Below are 18,658 nucleotides of genomic sequence, written 5' to 3' on the forward strand. Positions count from 1 at the left end.
TCAGCGCAGCATCAGCACGCTGCAGGTGGCGCCCACAGCGGCGGCAGGGGCGAACGGTTCGCGCACGATCAGCCCGTTGGCGTCGGCCAGCATTCGCAGCATCGAGGAATCCTGGATGCCGAACGGCGTCGCCACCAGCGCACCTGCGTCTTCCCTGACGACGGCCCGCACATAGTCCTGCCTGAGATCGTTGGCCGGCATCGCGGCGCCAAGTTTTGCGTCGCGTATATCCTGGCGATGGCTGCGGCCGCCGAGCCGCGCCAGCAGCGGCTTCAGGAACAGCTGCGAGCAGACCAGGCTCGCCACCGGATTGCCGGGCAGGCCGATGCACCTGATGTCGCCCAGCCGCCCAAACATCAGCGGCTTGCCCGGGCGCATGGCGATCTTCCAGAAATCGAGCGTCATGCCTTCGCCGGTCAGCACGTCATGGACGAGGTCGTGGTCGCCGACCGAGGCGCCGCCCAGCGTAACGATGACGTCTACGCCCGCCGCGACCGCCTTTTTCACCAGCGCCGCGATGGCGTCCTTGCGGTCGGCCGCAATGCCGAGGTCGAGCGCGCGGGCGCCGACCGACTGGGCGGCGGCGGCGACGCCATAGGCATTGGACGAAATGATCTGGTCGGGACCGAGCGTGCTGCCCGGTGGCAGCAACTCGTCGCCGGTGGCGATGATGGCGACAAGCGGCCGTTTGACCACGCTGACCGTTGGATGGTTGGCCGATGCCGCCAGCGACAACGCTGCCGGATCGAGCAGGCGGCCCTTTTCCAGCAGGACATCGCCCTTGGAAAAATCGAGGCCGAGCCGGCGAATGTTGCGTTCCGCCGCCGTCGGTTCGGTGACTTCGATGCCGCCGTCACCGAGATCCCGGACATTTTCCTGGATGACGATGGTGTCGGCGCCTTCAGGCAAAGGCGCGCCGGTGAAGATACGCACCGCCTGCTTCGGGCCGACAATGCCGTCAAAGCCGCGCCCGGCGGGCGCAACGCCGATCACCGAAAGCCGCGCCGGAACTGAACCGGCATCCACCGCCCGCGCGGCATAGCCGTCCATGGCGGAAGCGTTGAAGGGCGGCTGGGTGCGCAGTGCAACGACCGGCTCCGCCAGCACCCGGTCGGCCGCGTCCAGCAGCGCGACGCTTTCGCTGCCCGTCGGCTGCGCGCCCTCCAGCAGGCGCTCCAGCGCCTCTGCAACCGGCACCAGTGCCATTATTGACCTGCCTTGTAGTCGCCCGACTTGCCGCCGGTCTTTTCGACCAGCCTGATGCCGGAGATCACCATGGCGCGGTCGACCGCCTTGGCCATGTCGTAAATGGTCAGGCAGGCCACAGAGGCGGCGGTCAGCGCTTCCATCTCGACGCCGGTCTTGCCGGTGACGCGGGCGAGTGCCGTGACCTTGAGGCCGGGCAGTGCTGCATCAGGCTCGATATCGACGGAGACCTTGGTCAACAACAGCGGATGACAGAGCGGGATCAGCTCATGCGTCTTCTTGGCCGCCATGATGCCGGCGACGCGTGCGGTGCCGAGCACGTCGCCCTTCTTGGCATTGCCCGCCAGGATCATCTTCAACGTCTCGGGCTGCATCGAGACAAAGCCTTCGGCGATCGCCGTGCGCGTCGTCTCTTCCTTGTCGCCAACATCGACCATATTGGCCTCGCCTTGCGCGCCAAGATGGGTGAGGGCGGCTGTCATCGTCAGATGGCCTCGGCGGGCGCCTTGCCCGTCAACAACAGGCGCGTTGCGGCCGCCACGTCCTGCTGCCGCATCAGGCTTTCGCCGACGAGGAAGGTGCCGATGCCGGTCTTTTGCATCCGGAGGCAATCGTCATGGGTGAAGATACCGCTCTCGCTGACCAGAAGCCGGTCGGCCGGCACCATCGCCGCCAGCCGCTCGGACGTTTCGAGACTGGTTTCGAATGTACGCAAATTGCGGTTGTTGATGCCGATCAGCCGCGACGACAGCTTCAGCGCGCGGTCCGTCTCGGCTTCGTCATGGACTTCCACCAGCGCATCCATGCCGAGTTCGAATGCCGTCGCTTCCAATTCGCTCGCCAGGGCATCATCGACGCTGGCCATGATGATCAGGATGGCATCGGCGCCCCAGGCTCGAGCTTCGTAGACCTGGTAAGGATCGAACAGGAAATCCTTGCGCAGCGCGGGCAGGGACACGGCCTTGCGCGCGTTGGTGAGAAATTCCGGCGCGCCCTGGAAGGACGGGGCATCGGTCAGCACCGATAGACAGGCCGCGCCGCCTTTCTCATAGGCCTGCGCCAGCGACGGTGGGTCGAAATCGGCACGAATCAGCCCTTTGGAGGGGCTCGCCTTCTTGATTTCCGCGATCAGGGCGAAGCTGCCCGATCTTTGCTTGGCCTCGAGCGCGGCGAGAAAGCCGCGTGGTGCGTCGGCGTCCCTGGCTCGCGCCTTGATCTCGGCCAGTGGCACACGCTGCTTGGCCGCCGCGATCTCGTCGCGCTTGTAGGCTTCGATCTTGCGCAGGATGTCGGCCATCGCACTATCCGTTCGAAATCTCGACCAGCCTGTCGAGCACTTGCAGCGCCCGGCCGCTGTCGATGGCTTGCGCGGCTGCTTCCATGCCGTCGGACAGCGTCGTCGCCTTGCCAGCCACCACCAGTCCGGCGCCGGCATTCATCAGCACCGTGTCGCGATAGGCGCCGGCGGCACCGCCCAGCATGTCGCGCATCGCCTTGGCGTTGTAGGCGGCGTCGCCGCCGCGCAACTCATCCTTGGTGTGGCGCTTCAGCCCGACCGCTTCCGGGGTCAGCGTAAAGCTGCGGATTTCGCCACCGGCGAGCTCCGCCACCTGGGTCTCGCCGGTGGTGGTGATCTCGTCATAGCCGTCGCCATGCACGACCCAGGCGTGGTCGGTGCCCAGTGCCTTCAATGTCTCGGCCACCGGCATGATCCATTCCGGGAGGAACACGCCGACCATCTGCCGGCTGACACTCGCCGGATTGGAGAGCGGACCGAGCAGGTTGAAGATGGTGCGGGTGCCGAGCTCGACGCGGGTCGGGCCGACATGTTTCATCGCCGGATGATGCGCCGGCGCGAACATGAAGCCGACGCCGGCCTCATGGATGCAGCGGCCGATGGTTTCCGGCGGAATGTCGATCTTGACGCCGAGCGCCGTCAGCACGTCGGCCGCCCCGGTCAGCGACGACAGCCCGCGATTGCCGTGCTTGGCGACAGGCACGCCGCTGCCGGCGATGACGAAGGCGGATGCCGTCGAGATGTTGACCGAGTGCGAATTGTCGCCGCCGGTGCCGACAATGTCGATGGCGCCATCCGGTGCGACGACGCGCAGCATCTTGGCGCGCATAGTGGCGACGGCGCCTGAAATCTCGCTCACCGTCTCGCCGCGCACGCGCAGCGCCATCAGGAAGCCGCCGATCTGGCCGGGTGTCGCGTCGCCCGACATGATGATGTCAAAAGCTTCACGCGCTTCCTCGAACGAGAGAGCGGCCCCGGTGGCGACCTTGGCGATATGGGTCTTCAGCGCGCTCATCTGTTCAAGGCTTGGGAAACGGCGGCCTGATCGATGCGAACGTCGTACTGCGTTTGCAACTGCGCCACCAACTGGTCGAGCAGATCGTCGGACATGCCGGAGGTGAAGGATTTCTGCGCATCGGCCGGCACCGAGCTGGCATCGGCCCCGGCAGGCTCGAACACTTCCGCGACCTTGAACAGTATCTGTCCGTCGCCGGTGGGCGAGGGGATCAGTCCGGTCCCGCCTTCGCCGACGCCGAACATCGCGGCCGCCCCTTCCTTGCCGAAATCGACGTCGTCGGCCTCGCGCTTGACGCCGCGCTTCGTCTGTTTCTCGAGCTTGAGTTCGCCGGCGATCACATCGAGCGTGGTACCGGCCTTAAGACGCTTTTCCAGCTCGTCGGCCTTTGCGATCAGCCGCTTGGCCGTTTCCGCTGCCGTCCAGTCGGCCACCACCTTCTGGCGAACTTCATCCAGCTTGCGGTCGCGCGCCGGCGTGATCGCCTCGACCTCGTAGAACACGAAGCCGTTGTCGGTCGTGGTCAGGGCCTCATTCTCGGTCTTGGGTTCGGCGGCGAACACCGCCTTGATCAGGTCCGGCGACACCGGCAAATCCTTGATGATCGTCCCGTCCGGCGCCTGGCCGGTGCGATCGATCGCCTCGATGGTGACGTCCTTCAGCTTCAGCTTGGCGGCCGTTTCGGCCAACGTGCTGCCCGAGGCGCGGGTGTCTTCGTAATTGTCGTGCACATCCAGCAGGATGCGGCTTGCCTCGCCCAGTGCCAGGTCCTTGCGGATCTCGTCGGACACCTCGGCCAGCGGCTTCACCACTTGCGGTTTGATCTCGGTGACGCGCAGCAGCACCGGACCAAAGGCGCCCTGCACGACCGGGCTGACTTCGTTGACATTGAGCGCGAAGGCCGCATCGGCCACCGCCTTGTCGGCGATCTTGTCCCTCGCCAGCGTGCCAAGCAGCGTGTCGGCCGGCGTCTTGCCCTCGGCGGTGACGATCTTGTCAAAGGTGGCGCCGGTCTTCAGCGAATCAAGCGCTGCCTTCGCCGCATCGGGCGTCTTGAACACCAGCTGTTCGATGGTGCGCAACTCCGGCGTCGTGTAGCGGCCCTTGTTCTTGTTGTAGTCATCGCTGACCTGTTGGTCGGTCACCGCGCTGACATCCATGATGTCTTGCGGCTCGAGCCTGACATAGGAGAATTTGCGGTATTCGGGCGCCGCATAGGTTTTCTTGTTGGCATCGAAATAGGTCTGGAGCGCACTGTCGGCGGGCGCCTCGATCGGCTCGACCAGTTTTTTCGGCAAGGTCAGGTAGTCGACGGTGCGGTCCTCGCCGCGGTAGAGCGCGACAGCCTTGAAGAAAGTGTCCGGAGCCTTGAGGCCATCCGAGACCGCCTCGACGATCTGCTGGCGCACCGCCACCTGGGCGCGATTTTTCAGATAGTCCTCCGGCCGCATGCCAACCTGTTGCAGCATGTATTCGAATGTCTTGCGGTCGAACTGGCCACTGGGACCCTTGAAGGCCGGATCTTCGCGCGTGAGTTCGGCCAGCCGGTCCTTGGACAGGCCGAGCCCGAGCGTGCGCGCCTGCTCGTCGAGAACGGCGCCCGACACGAGCTGCGCCAGCACCTGGTTGTCGATGCCGAGCGCGGTTGCCTGCTCGCGCGAAATGCGCTGGCCGAACTGCTGCGACATCACGCTGATCTGGCGATCATAGGCCAGCCGATATTCAGTGATCGAAACGGTCGTGCCGCCAGCGGTGATGACCGAATGATGACCGGCCAGCACCCCGCCCACCATCTTGGTGGTGGCGCCCCAGGCCAGAAAGCTCAACACCAGCAGGGACAGCAGTGCTTTCGCGACCCAGGTGCCCGCCGCGTTTCTCAAAATACCAAGCATTGTTACTTCCGATTTTTGCGCATTTTCGCGTGCGCCGAGTCTGAAACAAGCGCAATAGCGCCCTTCCGGCCCAGTGTCGATTGCTTTGTGGCTTGATTTTGGTAGTGAGGGCGAGAGCTTAATAGAGCCCAATGTCGCCCGGAGAAACAACCCCATGACGCCTGGAATTCGCCCGCTCGTTGCCGGCAACTGGAAAATGAACGGCACCAGCGCCTCGCTCAATGAGCTCAGGATGATCGGCAACGGCTTCATGAGCGGCCTCGACGCCGAGACCGAAGCGCTGGTCTGCGTGCCCGCGACCTTGCTGGCGCACGCCGCGGAAATTCTCTCGCGCACCCCGGTCAAGGCCGGTGGTGAGGATTGCCACGCCAAGGAAAGCGGCGCCTACACCGGCTGTATCTCGGCCGAGATGCTGAGGGACGCCGGCGCCAGCCACGTGATTGTCGGCCATTCCGAGCGCCGTGAGCAAAGCAACGAAGACGATGCGACCGTTCAGGCCAAGGCATCCGCCGCCTGGCGGGCCGGGCTCATAGCCATCGTCTGCATTGGTGAGACCAAGCAGGAGCGTGAAGTGGGCGCCACGCTCGACGTGCTTTCGCGCCAGGTCGCCGGCTCTGTGCCGCCGACCGCCACGACGGCCAACACCGTCATTGCCTATGAGCCGGTTTGGGCGATCGGCACCGGGCTGACGCCGACCGCCGCCGATGTCGCCGAGGCGCACGCGCATATTCGCGAAAAACTGGCGGAATTGCTCGGCACGGCCGCGGCGGCCAAAATGCGCATCCTCTATGGCGGCTCGGTCAAGCCGTCCAATGCGGTCGAACTGCTTGGCGTGAAGAATGTCGACGGCGCGCTGGTTGGCGGCGCCAGCCTGAAGGCGGCGGACTTTCTTGGCATCGCCGAAGCGTATCTAAATATTGCGTAGGCGCAGCCTGTCAGGGCGGTTGGGCAGGCCTGCGCCGGGGCCGAAATCGTTGCAAAGGGCGCATTGCTTCCCATATTCCCCCCACGGGCTTGGAAATGCCATCAAAGCATTGTATTGAGCCGCCTCCAAATCACCGGCCGCAATCGCGGCCGCGCAAGGCCTTGCCAGGATAATCTATGGAAACCGTACTGATCGTCGTTCACCTCATGGTCGTCCTCGCGCTTGTCGGCGTGGTGCTGCTGCAGCGCTCCGAAGGCGGCGGCCTCGGCATTGGCGGCGGCTCCGGTTTCATGACCGCTCGCGGCGCGGCCAACGCTCTGACACGAGCAACGGCGATCCTGGCGGCGGCTTTCTTCGTCACGTCGCTGACCTTGTCCATCGTCGCCCGCTATGGCGAAAAGCCGATCGACATCCTCGATCGCGTCCCCGGCACCTCGGGTGGCGTGCTCAACCAGCTGCCCGGCACCACGCCACCAGCGCCACCGTCCGGCAACACCGCGCCGACGCCGCCGTCGGGCAATGATGCCGCCGCGACGCCTCCGGCAACGGCTCCTGCAGCGGCTCCCGCCACGCCGCCTGCTACCGATTCGGCGACACCGCCGACGGCCAATGGCGTCACCTTGCCGGTCACGCCGCAGGTCCCGAACCAGTAATCGGCGGGTCTGATGCCGCGATCTGTTGTTGTTTCAACACAGTCGCGGCAAATGCCACACGATCACGAAGATTCGACCATGCGCCACGCTTGAGGCCGCTCCTTCAGTTCGATTATAGATTGCGCGCGGCACTTTCGGCGTCCTTGGGGGACGCCGGGCGACGCCGTGGGCAACAAGCATTGAACGATCGGATCTTCGCCATGCAGCTTCGCAGCTTCATTTTCGCCGGCCTTTGTGCCGTGCTCGGCCTGAGTGCGCCCGCTTATGCGGCCATGCCAACGGGCAATTCGGCTCACAAGGCCGCAGTAACAACCGACATCGTCAACGTCGCCGCCAAGAGCGACGCGGCACAGCTGAAGCTTCTCAAGAAGAAGAAAAATCCGACGTCGGACGACCTTGCCCAGATCAGCAAGCTCGAAGCCAAGATCGTCGCCGACAAGGAAGCCGTCCGCGCCAAGGCGCTCGAGGCCCGCAAGCTGGCGATGCGCGACGCGGCGAAAGCCAAGGCCGACGCCGTACGCGAGGCCTTCCTTGCCAAGAAGGGTCAGTCCGCGGCAACGCAGGTGGCTGACGCCAAGGCAGCCACGAAGAAGACCAAGATCATCGAGCCGGTTGAACCGATCGAGCCGATCCAGTCGGCCGAGCCGATCCCGGCCGAGGCGATGAATGTCGCGCTGACCGGCAACAATGGCGAATTGCGCAGCGAGCCGATTGGGCAAAAGCCGCAGACCGGCGGGCTTTTCGCCGGCCTGTTCGGTGGTACGTCTTCTTCCTCGATGTCCTTGCTGCCTGAGACGCGTGCCCTCGACCAGGCGCTCGCCAAGCGGCAAGCTAAGAAGCAGTTTAAGGTGAAGCCCGAGTTCGTGCCGCAGGAAGTCGAATTCACCGGCTATAGCGCCGGCACCATCGTCATCGACACCAGCGCCCGCCGCCTCTACCTCGTCGAATCGGCCTTCACGGCACGCCGCTACGCCATCGCGGTCGGCCGCGAAGGCCTGCAGTTCAAGGGCACGGTCGCCGTCGGCGACAAGCAGGAATGGCCGCGCTGGATCCCGACGCTCGACATGCAGAAGCGCGAGCCGAAGCACTATGGCCAGTACAAGGACGGCATGCCCGGCGGCGGTCAAAATCCGCTCGGCGCCCGCGCCATCTACCTTTACGACGGCAAGAAAGACACCCATCTGCGCATCCACGGCACCATCGCGCCGCAGTCGATCGGAACCAGCGCCTCCAATGGCTGCTTCCGCATGATCAACGAGCACGTCATGGACCTCTACAGCCGGGTGAAAGTGGGCACCAAGGTAGTCATCATCTGACGCCTTGATCCATTCTGCCGAAAGGGCCGGCCTAGCCGGCCCTTTTGTTTTGCCTCGCACACGATCAGAGCGCCTTCTCTGGAAAAAGCCTTCGCGGCGGTTTTTTCTCTGGCGGAATCAATTCGGCCGCGTTAAGCGATGACTCCCATGGCGCGATATGTATTCATCACAGGCGGCGTGGTTTCCTCACTTGGAAAAGGCATCGCTGCAGCGGCCCTTGGGGCTCTCTTGCAGGCGCGAGGTTATCGCGCACGCATCAAAAAGCTCGATCCCTATCTCAATGTCGACCCTGGCACGATGTCGCCATACCAGCATGGCGAAGTCTTCGTCACCGATGACGGAGCCGAGACCGATCTCGACCTCGGCCACTACGAACGCTTCACCGGCCGCTCTGCCAACCAGCAGGACAACATCACCACCGGCCGCATCTACAAGAACATCATCGAGCGCGAGCGCCGCGGCGACTATCTCGGCGCCACCGTGCAGGTCATTCCGCACGTCACCGACGAGATCAAGAATTTCGTCCTCAACGGCAATGACGACTATGATTTCGTGCTGTGCGAAATCGGCGGCACGGTCGGCGACATCGAGGCGATGCCGTTCCTGGAGGCGATCCGCCAGCTCGGCAACGACCTGCCGCGCAACAACGCTGTCTACGTGCATCTGACGCTGATGCCCTATATCCCGACCGCTGGCGAATTGAAGACCAAGCCGACCCAGCATTCGGTCAAGGAACTGCGCGGCATCGGCATCGCGCCTGACATACTGCTGGTCCGCGCCGACCGTGCCATCCCCAAGGAAGAGCGAAGAAAACTGTCGTTGTTCTGCAACGTCAGGGAAAGTGCTGTCATCCAGGCGCTCGACGTGCCGCACATATATGACGTGCCAATGGCCTATCACAATGAGGGGCTGGATTCGGAAGTGCTGGCCGCCTTCGGCATCGACCCGGCGCCGAAGCCGCGCATGGAGCCCTGGCAGAAGGTGTCCAACCGCATCCACAATCCGGAAGGCGAGGTGACGATTGCCGTCGTCGGCAAATACACCGGCCTCAAGGATGCCTACAAATCGCTGATCGAGGCGCTGTCGCATGGCGGCATGGCCAATCGCGTCAAGGTCAAGCTCGACTGGATCGAGAGCGAGATTTTCGAAAAGGAAGATCCGACGCCGTGGCTGGAAAAGGTCCATGGCATCCTGGTCCCCGGCGGCTTTGGCGAGCGTGGCTCGGAAGGCAAGATCCTGGCGGCCAAGTTCGCCCGTGAGCGAAAAGTGCCGTATTTCGGCATCTGCTTCGGCATGCAGATGGCCTGCATCGAGGCGGCGCGTTCGCTGGCCGGTGTCGAACATGCCTCGTCGACCGAGTTTGGCCCGACCAAGGAACCGGTCGTTGGCCTGATGACCGAATGGCTGAAGGGCAACATGCTGGAGAAGCGCCGGGAAACCGGCGATCTCGGCGGCACGATGCGGCTCGGCGCCTATCAGGCTGACCTGGCCAAGGGCTCGAAAATCGCCACCATCTATGGCGATACGCAGATTTCCGAGCGCCACCGCCACCGCTACGAGGTCAATGTCGACTACAAGGAGCGGCTCGAGGATTGCGGCCTGGTGTTTGCCGGCATGTCGCCCGACGGCGTGCTGCCGGAAACGGTCGAATATCCTGACCATCCCTGGTTCATCGGCGTCCAGTACCATCCGGAACTAAAGAGCCGGCCGCTCGACCCGCATCCGCTGTTTGCCAGCTTCATCGAAGCGGCAGTGGAGCAATCGCGCCTGGTATAGGCGCTGGCACCGATGCAGGCCTATGTCGCACTGCTCTACAGCATCATCCTGGGCGAGGGGCGTCGGGTTGTCATGGCTGACCTCAAGGCGATGGCCGAAGGCCTAGGGCTGAAGAATCCGCGCACGCTGCTTGCGACCGGCAATCTGGTCTTTGAGGCGCGGGCGACCGATATCGCCAGGCTTGAACAGCGGCTGGAAACGGCCTTCGAAAAAACCTTCGGCCGCCACGTCGATATCATCGTGCGCACGGCCGAGGAATGGCTGAAGCTCGCCGCCGGCAATCCATTCCCAGGCGATTCTGCCGCGGCAGGCGACCAGGTGGCCGTGCGGGTGATGCGCAAACCTGCGCCCGCGGAAGGCGTGGCCGCGCTGCAGGCCTACGCCGCCGAGCACGAGAAGGTACAGCTGGTCGGCGGCGACATCTGGGTTGCATTTTCGCGCGAGAGGCCAAGTTCGCGCCTGCTCGCGGCAATGAACCACAAACGCCTCGGCATCGGCACCGCGCGCAACTGGAATACGGTGCGGAGGTTGGCTGAGATGGTAGGAGGTTAGGTCTTCCCTTCTCCCTTGTGGGAGAAGGTGGATCGGCGCGTAGCGCCGAGACGGAAGTGGGGTGTTGGAAGAAACGCGGCGCTGAAAAACAAAGCACTCTCAAGCGCTTAATTCTTCAAGGTCGCGATCCGTCCAACGCCCCTTATCCGACCTCGCTTCGCGAGGCCACCTTCTCCCACAAGGGGAGAAGGCTAGCCGGCGCTCAGGCCTTCGCCGTCTTGGCGCCCGCACCCAATGCCATGCTGCGCAGCACATAGTAGATGGCGCCGGCGATCGCCACGCCGAAGAACCAGCCATAGACGCCCCACCACGACGGCAGCACGGTGGTGAAGTTGGGCAGGATCGAGGAGAAGATGGCGCCGATGCCGGCAGCGATGAAGGCATTGACGTGCCAGCCGCCCTGGAAGCGGAACTCGCCGTCTTCCCTGTAGAGCGCCTCGACGTCGACCTCGCCCTTCCGGATCAGATAGTAGTCGACCATCATCACCCCGAAGATCGGTCCCATCGTCGCGCCGATGACGTTGACGAAGGAGGCCGCACTGCCTTCCCAAGGCGCGAAGGGGTAGAGCACCAGCGCGATCACGGCCGCGATATAGCCGCCCTTCTTGAAGTCGATCTGCCGGGGAAAGACGTTGGAGAAGTCGAAGGCCGGCGAGACGAAATTCGCCACCACGTTGATGCCGAGTGTTGCCACGGCGAAGGTCAACGCCGCGAGCGCCGCAAGGAACCAGCTGTCGAATTTCGCCGAGATCTGGTCGGGGTGCAACAGCACTTCGTGGTAGACGTCGAAGGCGGCAATTGTGGTGACGCCAGCGACAAGCGAGAACAGGATGAGGTTGATCGGCAGGCCCCAGATATTGCCCTTGCGCAGCGACGCCTTGTCGGGCGCATAGCGGGCAAAATCGCAAAAATTGAGATAGAGCGCCGAGAAATAGGTCACCCAGATCGCCGCCACCGCAAACAGCGATGTCCACGACCCCGGCGTGCCGGGCACACCCGCATCCTTGGTCTTGTCGAGCAGCACATCCATCGGGATGTCGCTGGTGAAGGCAAATCTCCCTGACTTGACGCAGAGATAGATGGCCAGGACCAGCATCATCACCCACACGGCCGGACCGGCCCAGTCCTGGAAGCGGCGCACCGTTTCCATGCCGTTCTGGATGATCAGCAGTTGCAGCGCCCAGATGACCACGAAGCAGATCACTTCGAGGCCGGTATGGCCGAGGAAATGCGTGTTGGCGTTGAAGTCGGCGAACCATTGCGAGCGGATCAGAAGCGCAACGATGGCGCCGGATGCCGCCGCCGTCTGCGCGCCGTACCAGAAACAGGCAACGATGGCTCGAACCAGCGCCGGAACGTTGGCGCCCCAGATGCCGAAGGAGGCGCGGGCAAGTACGGGGTAGGGCACGCCGGTTTTTACGCCGGCATAGCCGACCATGTTCATCAGCACATAGATGATCAGCGAGCCGATGCCGATGGCGATGATGAAGTTGACGAAGCCGCCGCAGAACAGGAACAGGCTGGCAGCGAGATAGTATCCCCACAGGCTGTGGACGTCAGACGTCCAGACGTTGAAGATTGAAAACGGTCCCCAATTTCGAACCGTCGCCGGCGCGAGATCCTCATTGTACAGGTCAGGCGATGCGCCTTGTATGGTCACTGTGAAATCCTCCCCTTGAGCCGAACGCACCACCATGCGTTGGCTGCGCGCAGGTTAGGCCTGACGCAGGGGAACCGGCAAGCAGCCCATTTGCCGGCTTTGACCTTAAAGATATTCAATGCAAATCGCGCTTATCGATCAGCTTTTATGGGTGATCGGCTGATTCAACGGTCGCGCTTGATTCGAATTTCTGCCGGCTTGGCGATCAATCTCAGGATACTGGCGATTTTTCGAAATTGGCGGCAAGCCAGCCTATGGCGCTGGTCACATCGTCGAGCACGTATTTTGCCGCGGTTGGCCCACGCGGCCTGACACGGATGGAGATGCCGCCGGCTTCGTTGATCGCCTCGAATCCGTTTTCATCCGGCGCGTCGTCGCCAAGGAAGACAGGCCGTCGCCCGGCAAATGGCGGCATTGCCATGAACCGCCGCACGGCCGCGCCCTTGGCCGCCTCGAACGGCATGAGTTCGACACCGGCATTTCCCGGGATCACCCTATAGCCCTTGGGAAGCTCCGCCAAAGCCTTTTCGACAAGTTGGGTTGCCCGGGCCAGCAGATGCGGTGCCGCGCGGGTATGGATGGCGAGGATCGGGCCTTTGCGCTCGACATAGACCTTATGCCTGCCCAGTTCGGCCTCGATCTCGTTGGCAAGGGCGTCGACATCGGCCGGAGCGTCGGCAACTTCCACCGGGCCGTCAGGCGTCAGCCGATGCTCCAATCCGTAAAGACCGGCAACGCGCAGCTTCAGCGGATGAAACAGCCTGTCGGCGGCTCCAACCGAGCGGCCTGTGATGAAGGCGACGGCGCCATCGAGTGTTTGTTCGATGGTGCCGAGAAGCCCGCGCAATTCGTCGCTGACGGACACCGCATCGGGGTGATCTGCATGTTCCAGCAAGGTGCCGTCAATATCGAGGAAAAGCGCCCAGCGCCCCTCCGGCAATTCTGCTGCCGATAGCTGTTGGAGGCGCCTCACGACGCCACCTTCCGCTTGCGCTCGAAGATGGAGATAATGTTGTCGGTGTTCGAGGGCCGCTCGGTGCTGCCCGTCGCCCGGTCGAGATCGCCGCGTTTGCGCAGGCGCGCCGCGTCCAGAAGCATGGAGCCAGCCCAGCGGTAGACATTGTTGTCGCGCACCATTTCGCGCATCGGGCGCATGCGATCGCGCTGCTCCTCCGGCGACATGGTCAGCGCCTGCAACAGCACCTCGCTCATCATCGCCGCATCGTAGGGATTGACGATCAGCGCCTCCAGAAGTTCGCGCGAGGCACCGGCAAAGGTGCTGAGCATCAGCACACCCTGTTCGTCGTCGCGTGCGGCGACGAATTCCTTGGCCACCAGGTTCATGCCGTCGTGCAGGCTGGTGACCATGCAGATGTCGGCGGCGCGGTAGATCTCGTAGACCTGTTCTTGCGAATGATGCTCGGCCACCATGATGATCGGTCTGTAGCCCTCGCTGCCATAGCGCTGGTTGAGCTCGTCGACATAGCGCAGGCATTCGTCATGGAGCAGCTTGTAGGCCGGCAATGTGCCGCGGCTGGGTGCCGCGATCTGCAGGAAGACCAATTTGCCGACCCATTCCGGGTATTTCATGAACAGCTCGTCCAGCGCCTGGAAACGGTCGAGAATGCCCTTGGTGTAGTCGAGGCGCTCGACGCCGACGGCCAACTTCACGTCCGCTTTCAGTCCGAACCGCTCGCGCAGATGGGCGCGGCATGCGTCGACGTCAGACAGTTTTGCCAGGAGAGCGGCCGGCCATTCGATTGAGATGGGATAGGCGTGCACCAAAGTCGTCTGGCCGCCATAGGAGATCGCCGCATCCGCCCGTTCGATACGGCTTTCCAGGAATCGATCGACGCTTTCGGTGAAGTTGTTCGCATGGAACTGGGTGTGGAAGCCGATGATCGAGCTGCCGAGCAGCCCGTCCAGGATGCGCTCCCGCCAGGGGCAGATGCTGTACACCTCGGAATTCGGCCATGGGATGTGCCAGAAGGTGATGACGATCGCCTCGGGCAGCCGCTCCCGGATCATCCGCGGCAACAGCGCGAAATGGTAGTCCTGGACCAGCACGATCGGCCGCTCGTTGCGCGCTTCGGCCACCACCGTATCGGCGAACTTGCGGTTGACGGCTTCATAGGCCTCCCAGTCCGAGACGCGAAAGATCGGCCGGGTGAAGGCGATATGGCAAAGCGGCCACAGGCCTTCATTGGCGAAGCCGAGATAGTAGCCCTGATGCTCCTCCTCGGTCAGCCAGACCCTGCGCAGCGTGTAGGAGGGATTGCCGGGCGGCACCTGCACGCGGTCGTCCTTGTCGACCGTGAGACGGTCTGCTGTTCCGCCACCATAGGCGATCCAGGTGCCGGCGCAGGCGCGGGTGATCGGCTCGAGCGCCGAAACCAACCCACTGGCCGGGACCAGTAATTCGATGCCACCATCATCCTTGGTGTTGTGGATATAGGGCTCGCGGTTGGACACCACGATGACCTGCGCCTCCGGCAGGTCGTCGGCCAGGATCTTGCGCAAGGTCTCGGGCGACCATGTCACCAGCGCCGCATCGGCCGATTGGCTGTTCTTTTCGAATTCGCGCATCACCTTGCGCGCTGCTTCCGCGGCCACGTCCTCACCGGCAGTGCGTTCAACGGCCGGTAGGTGACTGCGGCGCTGCCGAGATATCGAGAACAACACCGCGAGGGTGGAAAGACCGAGACTTACCAGGATCAGAACCCAGAGCAGGTCGACGCCATAGTCTGTCATTGAAATGCCAACTCACTTTCGGCCGTTCGGCGGCCGTACTTCTTTTCTCGAATTTGAAACCGCTCGCCGGCTACATGGTCGCCGCATGGTCGCCGTTCGAACCCATGTTTGTGCAACGCACAAACATGCGATCTGGTTCCGGCCACAGTCCGGATCGGATCATGTTCTGACGATCAGCGGCACCAGCCCTTCATGGCGGTCGGCGAGAAAGGCGACGACGCGGTCGCCGACCCGCTGGAACGTCAGGTCGACCTTTTTGTCCCCAACACCCAGATGGCGCAGCGTCAGCGTGTCGATGCCGATCGGCAGCCTTGGACGGGTAACTCGGATCTCGCCGTCCCAGCCATCGATCTCCAGCCCGAGACAGGCTTGCATCAGCATGAAGGCCGAACCCGCCGACCACGCCTGCGGCAGACAGGCGACGGGGTAGGCGATCGGCGCTTCGCCCGGCGCACGGGTAAAACCGCAGAACAGTTCCGGCAGGCGCATGTTGAAATGCACGGCGGACTCGAACGTGCCGCTCATCAGCCGGACCACGCTTTCCCGCTCGCCATAGCGCGCCAGGCCGGCGCCGCACAGCGCGGTGTCGTGCGGCCAGATCGAACCATTGTGATAGGACATTGGGTTGAAGAACACGGCATCGTCGGCAAGCGTCCTCAGCCCCCAGCCGGAGTGGAAGGAGGCGGAAAGCAGTTGGTCGGCGACCATCTGTGCCCGCGCCGGCTCAGGCAGGCCGACAAAGAGCAGATGCCCGGCATTCGACGTCCTGACCTTGCAGGGCTCGCCGGCGCCGTCGATCGCCAGCGCATAGAAACCGAGATCGTCCAGCCAGAAGTCGCGCTCCACAGCGGCCCGCATGGCCTCAGCGCGGTCGTCCCAGTGATCGGCCCTGTCGTCCTCACCACGACGGCGGGCGAGCTTCGCCAGGCCTCGGAAGGCGGCAAAGACATAGCCTTGCACTTCGACCAGGGCGATCGGCCCCTTGGGGATGCGGCCATCGGCATGAAAGACGGAGTCAAAGCTGTCCTTCCAGCCCTGGTTGGCAAGGCCGGATTCGGCGGCGCGCTGGTAGGTGACGAAGCCGGTTTCGCGGCTTGCCTCTTCCGTCCATTCGGCCGCCGCGCAGAGCGATGGCCACAGGCCGTCGATGAAAGCCATGTCGCCGGTGCGCTCGGCATAGGCGCAGGCGAGGTGGATGTAGAGTGGCGTCGTGTCGACGCCGCCATAGTAGCGGCCGAAGGGAAGTTCGCGCAGCGCCGCCATTTCGCCCTTGCGGGTCTCATGCATGATCTTGCCGGGCTGCGAATCGCTGAACGCCAGCGTTTCGGTCGCCTGGTGCTGGGCAAGGAAGGCCAGCACGCCGCGCGCCAGGCCGGGGTTGAGCCACAACATCTGCAGCGCCGAGATGACGCCGTCGCGGCCGAACGCTGTCGAAAACCAGGGAATGCCCGCATAGGGGTAGGGGCCGGTCTCAAGCTCGGTGGTCAGCAATGCGACATCGGCGCGGGCACGGGCGATCCAGTCGTTGAAGACACGGCCGGAACTGTGCACCGTGGCCCCATGACGGCGCTTGCCCCGCATGCCGAAGCGGGCGCGGGCCGCGGCAGCACGGAAACGGTCTCGGTCCGGCACGTCCGCAATCGCAGGACCAACCTCGACATAGAGCACCTCGCTGCTGCGCTTGGCCACGGCAAGCAGGAAATCGGCGCGGTTGGCCGCCAGTTGATCCGGTGCTTGCGAAAACGATAAGGCCGACGCGCGCGCCAGCCCGTCCAGCCCATCATAGCGAAGCAGGACGGATGTCGCCTCCGTCTCCGCCGCATGGGCCATGCCGCGCTTGGCCCTTGTCGAGCCGCGCACTTCGAACATGTCGCGGAAATCGGCGGCAAAGTGCAGGGAAGCACTGATGGTGGCGTTTTCCCGGCTGTAGTTCGAAAGGGTGATGCGCTCGAACAGCCGGTCCTGCCAGAGCAGTCTGATGCGCTCGATATGGATTGCGCCCTGCGGAATGTCGCGGCCGGCGGCGCTCTGCATCGGCAAATTGGTCAGGTTGCTGGTGAACAGCACATTGTCCTGGCTCAGCGAGGCGCCAAGCAGCGATGTCGGCCTGCCGCCGACGGTCAGCCGGAATTCGGACAGCACGCGGGTGTCGTCGCGGAAAAAACCGTCGCCGGCGCCCCTGATATCGCCATAGGCATCGGCAACGACAAAGCAGTCGCCTTGCTTCAGCGCAAACAGCCGGTGTGGTTCACGCGGAGCGGTTGCGTCGAGCGACGCCAGCGCTACGGCGGGATCGAGCGTGCGCTCGTCGAGCTGGTTCATCCGCCAACAACTCCGTCGAATTCATTCCAGGTCCTTGACCACGCGACGCCGCTCACGAAGCTCTCGCTTCCTGGACGCCGATCAGGCGCTCATAGGCGGCGACGTAGTCATGCGCCATTCGCATGGCGGAGAACCGTTTTTCGAACGCTGCACGCACCTTGCGCCTGTCGAGCCGCAGCAAGCCTGGTACCGAGGCGACCGCATCGTCGATCGAATCGACGACGAAACCGGTCACACCAGAATCGACGATTTCGGGCAGGGCGCCGCAGTTCCAGGCGATCGTCGGCGTGCCACAGGCCATTGCCTCTATGGCCGCAAGGCCGAACGGCTCCGGCCAGTCGATCGGAAACAGCAGGCCGCCCGCATTGCCGAGGAATGCCGCCTTCTTGTTTTCCTCGATCTCGCCGACATAGTCGATGCGATCGCCGTCGATCAGCGGCGCGATCTTTTCGTGGAAATAGGCGCGGTCATCATCGCCGATCTTGGCCGCCAACTTCAGTTTCATCCCGGAGCGGGAGGCGATTTCGATGGCGCGATCCGGGCGTTTGTCCCGAGAAAGCCGGCCGAGGAAAGCAAGGTACGGCTCTTCTGCCGCGGTCTCGAAAGTCGGCTGGTAGATATCCGTCGGCAGTCCGTGATGGATGGTCGCCAGCCAGTTGGCGTTGGCAAGACCGGTTCTCTGGTTGCGCGAGATGGAAATCATGGGAAAGCGCGGAAAACGCTCATAGGCGGGCGCCAGATCGACATAGTCGAGCCGGCCATGCGGCGTCGTCACCGTCCGCTCCGCCATGCCTTCGAAGAAAGGGAAATGCAGGAAATGACTGAGGTGAAAGTGAATGATATCAAATTCATGAGAACGCTTCCTCACCTCGGAGAGCATCGCAAGATGTGCGGCGGTTTCCGACTTGAGCGGGCGCGGGTCGAGACGAAGCGCGCGTTCGCGCCCCGGCACCAATCGTGCCGACGTCCGGCTGTCGCCACTGGCGAACAGGGTCACCTCATGGCCGAGTTCGACCAACGCTTCGGTCAGATAGGAAACGATCCGCTCTGTGCCGCCATAGAGCCGCGGCGGCACGGATTCGTGCAGAGGCGCGACATGGGCTATCCGCATGGTATGAACTGTCCCTCAAAAATCATCACAGGACCCCAATGCGTCAGCCGGCCTTACGTTCCGCACAAAACCACGAACGCACGGCAACGACGTCCGGAGCGCACATTATTTTTGAGGTTCCGCCGATTCTTCTGGAACCAAATGGCCAGTCGTGAGTTTAATGGGGTTCGATCGAGCGGAGG

At 63.5% G+C, this 18,658-nt stretch carries 15 protein-coding genes; 5 read left to right on the top strand and 10 right to left on the bottom strand.

The genetic code is table 11. From position 1 onward, the window contains the following. The 5 genes from AC1DVW_RS16385 to AC1DVW_RS16405 are packed head-to-tail and all read right to left on the bottom strand — an operon-like array spanning position 1 to position 5,410. A complete protein-coding gene (locus AC1DVW_RS16385; protein WP_477324323.1) occupies positions 1-1,206 on the bottom strand; it encodes a molybdopterin molybdotransferase MoeA in 1,206 nt (401 codons plus the stop codon). Then, entirely contained in the window at positions 1,206-1,688 is a 483-nt protein-coding gene (gene moaC / locus AC1DVW_RS16390; protein ID WP_477324325.1) for a cyclic pyranopterin monophosphate synthase MoaC, read from the bottom strand. The genes AC1DVW_RS16385 and moaC overlap by 1 nt, the downstream gene beginning before the upstream one ends. 2 nt (positions 1,689-1,690) lie before the next feature. Further along, positions 1,691-2,503 (bottom strand): indole-3-glycerol phosphate synthase TrpC, encoded by an 813-nt coding sequence (trpC, locus tag AC1DVW_RS16395; protein WP_477324327.1) that lies wholly within the window; start codon positions 2,501-2,503, stop codon positions 1,691-1,693. Between the two features lie 4 nt (positions 2,504-2,507). After that, on the bottom strand, positions 2,508-3,518 hold the full coding sequence (trpD, locus tag AC1DVW_RS16400; protein ID WP_477324329.1) for an anthranilate phosphoribosyltransferase: 1,011 nt from the start codon (positions 3,516-3,518) through the stop codon (positions 2,508-2,510). Next, positions 3,515-5,410, bottom strand: a complete 1,896-nt coding sequence (locus tag AC1DVW_RS16405) for a peptidyl-prolyl cis-trans isomerase (protein WP_477324330.1) — start codon at positions 5,408-5,410, stop codon at positions 3,515-3,517. Before AC1DVW_RS16405 ends, trpD begins: the two co-directional genes overlap by 4 nt. Positions 5,411-5,564: 154 nt before the next feature. Here AC1DVW_RS16405 and tpiA point away from each other — a divergent pair, with 154 nt between their 5' ends. The 5 genes from tpiA to AC1DVW_RS16430 all read left to right on the top strand — a co-directional run bounded on the left by tpiA (position 5,565) and on the right by AC1DVW_RS16430 (position 10,632). Then, the gene (gene tpiA, locus AC1DVW_RS16410; protein WP_477324331.1) at positions 5,565-6,335 is read left to right on the top strand and encodes a triose-phosphate isomerase; all 771 of its coding nucleotides are present in this window, start codon (positions 5,565-5,567) and stop codon (positions 6,333-6,335) included. Positions 6,336-6,511: 176 nt separating this feature from the next. Then, entirely contained in the window at positions 6,512-6,988 is a 477-nt protein-coding gene (gene secG, locus AC1DVW_RS16415) for a preprotein translocase subunit SecG (protein WP_477247071.1), read from the top strand. 200 nt (positions 6,989-7,188) lie between these two features. Then, a complete protein-coding gene (locus tag AC1DVW_RS16420; RefSeq protein WP_477269688.1) occupies positions 7,189-8,304 on the top strand; it encodes a L,D-transpeptidase in 1,116 nt (371 codons plus the stop codon). A 138-nt stretch (positions 8,305-8,442) separates the two neighbouring features. Then, positions 8,443-10,080, top strand: a complete 1,638-nt coding sequence (locus AC1DVW_RS16425) for a CTP synthase (RefSeq protein ID WP_477269690.1) — start codon at positions 8,443-8,445, stop codon at positions 10,078-10,080. A gap of 12 nt (positions 10,081-10,092) precedes the next feature. Next, on the top strand, positions 10,093-10,632 hold the full coding sequence (locus AC1DVW_RS16430; protein ID WP_477324332.1) for a DUF1697 domain-containing protein: 540 nt from the start codon (positions 10,093-10,095) through the stop codon (positions 10,630-10,632). A gap of 202 nt (positions 10,633-10,834) precedes the next feature. Here AC1DVW_RS16430 and AC1DVW_RS16435 read toward each other — a convergent pair whose 3' ends face one another. The 5 genes from AC1DVW_RS16435 to AC1DVW_RS16455 all read right to left on the bottom strand — a co-directional run bounded on the left by AC1DVW_RS16435 (position 10,835) and on the right by AC1DVW_RS16455 (position 18,476). Beyond that, on the bottom strand, positions 10,835-12,292 hold the full coding sequence (locus AC1DVW_RS16435) for an NCS1 family nucleobase:cation symporter-1 (RefSeq protein ID WP_477269694.1): 1,458 nt from the start codon (positions 12,290-12,292) through the stop codon (positions 10,835-10,837). Between the two features lie 211 nt (positions 12,293-12,503). Beyond that, positions 12,504-13,265: a trehalose-phosphatase gene (otsB, locus tag AC1DVW_RS16440; RefSeq protein WP_477324334.1), complete on the bottom strand. Its 762-nt coding sequence runs from the start codon at positions 13,263-13,265 to the stop codon at positions 12,504-12,506. Beyond that, positions 13,262-15,043 carry an alpha,alpha-trehalose-phosphate synthase (UDP-forming) gene (locus AC1DVW_RS16445; RefSeq protein ID WP_477324336.1) on the bottom strand — a complete coding sequence of 594 codons (1,782 nt, stop codon included), beginning with the start codon at positions 15,041-15,043 and terminating at the stop codon, positions 13,262-13,264. Before AC1DVW_RS16445 ends, otsB begins: the two co-directional genes overlap by 4 nt. A 159-nt stretch (positions 15,044-15,202) precedes the next feature. Next, positions 15,203-17,365 carry an amylo-alpha-1,6-glucosidase gene (locus AC1DVW_RS16450; protein ID WP_477324338.1) on the bottom strand — a complete coding sequence of 721 codons (2,163 nt, stop codon included), beginning with the start codon at positions 17,363-17,365 and terminating at the stop codon, positions 15,203-15,205. Positions 17,366-17,417: 52 nt separating this feature from the next. After that, a complete protein-coding gene (locus AC1DVW_RS16455; protein WP_477324340.1) occupies positions 17,418-18,476 on the bottom strand; it encodes a glycosyltransferase family 4 protein in 1,059 nt (352 codons plus the stop codon). Between the last annotated feature and the right edge of the window lie 182 nt (positions 18,477-18,658).

The sequence above is a fragment of the Mesorhizobium sp. P3_B5 genome (assembly GCF_056402815.1).